The following is a 2292-nucleotide window of genomic DNA, read 5'->3' on the forward strand; positions in this document are numbered from 1 at the left end:
TTTACGCGTATGACAGGCTCCGGAAGACGGTTGTTGCGCACGTATTCGGTGAACGCACTATGGCGACGCTGGGGCGTCTTATGAGCTTGCTGTCACCCTTTGACGTGGTGATATGGATGACGGATGGCTGGCCACTGTATGAATCCCGCCTGAAGGGAAAGCTGCACGTAATCAGCAAGCGATATACGCAGCGAATTGAGCGGCATAACCTGAATCTGAGGCAGCACCTGGCACGGCTGGGACGGAAGTCGCTGTCGTTCTCAAAATCGGTGGAGCTGCATGACAAAGTCATCGGGCATTATCTGAACATAAAACACTATCAATAAGTTGGAGTCATTACCATCAAAATGATGACGTAATTAAGCATTGATAATTGAGATCCCTCTCCCTGACAGGATGATTACATAAATAATAGTGACAAAAATAAATTATTTATTTATCCAGAAAATGAATTGGAAAATCAGGAGAGCGTTTTCAATCCTACCTCTGGCGCAGTTGATATGTAAGGCAGGTTTATTATATCGCGTTGATTATTGATGCTTTTTTAGTTTTAACGGCAATTAATATATGTGTTATTAATTGAATGAATTTTATCATTCATAATAAGTATGTGTAGGATCAAGCTCAGGTTAAATATTCACTCAGGAAGTTATTACTCAGGAAGCAAAGAGGATTACAGAATTATCTCATAACAAGTGTTAAGGGATGTTATTTCCCGATTCTCTGTGGCATAATAAACGAGTAGATGCTCATTCCATCTCTTATGTTCGCCTTAGTGCCTCATAAACTCCGGAATGACGCAGAGCCGTTTACGGTGCTTATCGTCCACTGACAGATGTCGCTTATGCCTCATCAGACACCATGGACACAACGTTGAGTGAAGCACCCACTTGTTGTCATACAGACCTGTTTTAACGCCTGCTCCGTAATAAGAGCAGCGTTTTTTATGCATCAGAAAGGTCCCGGAGGTGCTTGCCTCCGGGTGAGAAGGAACTACTGTGGTGGGTTGTTCTGCAACGTTAACATCAAACCGTCGCGACGCATCGCTGCAGCTTCTTCCGGCTTGTGCAGTCTGTCCAGCGCGTCGGCAAGCCATGCGTAATCGTAGGCGTCCGGACGTTGTTTCAGCGCTGCGCGGAAGGCGAGCGATGCTTCCTGCCATTCTCCGTGCTTCATCAGTGACTGGCCCAGTGTGCTCCACAACAGCGGGCGATCGCGACGTTTTTGATCTGCTGGCGCAGCACTTTTTCCAGCTGTTCCGGATTGTTGGTTTTCAGTCGAGGAATCGGCAGCAGTAGGCGATCGTCGTACTGGCGTTTCAGGCCATCGATGATAATTTGCTGGGCAGTATCATGATCGTCACATTCAATAAGATGTTCCGCCATTGCCACCTGCAACGCTACTTGATGACGCGTTTTCCGGCTTTGGTTTTTCCACCAGTTACGCAAACCTTCACTACCGTTATCGGCACGCGCCTGATCCATCAGGCCAATCCATGCCTGTTGTTCCAGCATTGCACGATGTTCTTCATCACCAACATGGGCTTTCGCCATTGATGGGATGATATCCAGCAGAGAACTCCATGCACCTGTGCGGATATACGCCTGTTCCGCCAGACGTAATACTTCCGGATGGCGTGGCGTAACTTCCAGCAGCTTATCCACGCCGTGGCGTGCAGCATGGTTTTCATTACGGGCCAGTTGCAGACGTACACGGGTGATTTCTACCGGAATGGTGTCATTGCCGGCCAGCTCCGCTGCGCGTTCCAGATGTTGGTTGGCGCGCGCTTCATCACCACGTTGTTGCGCGGCTTCGGCAGCCAGTAGATAGTTCACCACCGGTTGTTCAGCGTGATCGGCATTTTTCGCCATCAGCTTTTCAACTTGCTGATAATCGCCTTCCGCCAGTTTCAGCAGCGCCTGTTCGGTCTGCTTACGTGCACGGCGACGCTTACGCCCGACAAACCACCCACGGGTGTGCGCGCCAGTGCGGAAGATCCGCCGCAGTAGCCACTCAATGGCAAACAGCACTACCATCGCCAGAATCAATATGATCGCCAGGCCCGTGACGCTGGTTTCGATATTGTAGTTGTCGGTCTGGATCAGCACATAACCCTGATGACCGGCAATCATCGGGCCAACCACTATCCCCGCAATCAGCAAAACAAAGAGTAATAACACTTTTAGCATGGTTATTCTCCTTGCGGCGCGGCTGCCGGAGTATCACCTTGCGGTGCAGGTGCAGGTGCAGGTGCAGGTGCAGGTGCAGGTGCAGGTGCAGGTGCAGGTGCAG

2 pseudogenes are annotated in these 2292 nt (G+C 50.0%); one reads left to right on the forward strand and one right to left on the reverse strand.

The features are described from left to right. A pseudogene (locus tag BFF42_RS15175) lies at nt 1–326 on the forward strand (IS1-like element IS1B family transposase); the annotation flags it as partial. 667 nt (nt 327–993) lie between these two features. Here BFF42_RS15175 and hemY read toward each other — a convergent pair. Beyond that, nucleotides 994–2189: pseudogene (gene hemY / locus BFF42_RS15180) on the reverse strand (protoheme IX biogenesis protein HemY). Between the last annotated feature and the right edge of the window lie 103 nt (nt 2190–2292).

It is taken from the genome of Shigella sp. FC1661 (genome assembly GCF_001712525.1).
Taxonomy (GTDB): Bacteria; Pseudomonadota; Gammaproteobacteria; order Enterobacterales; family Enterobacteriaceae; genus Escherichia; species Escherichia coli.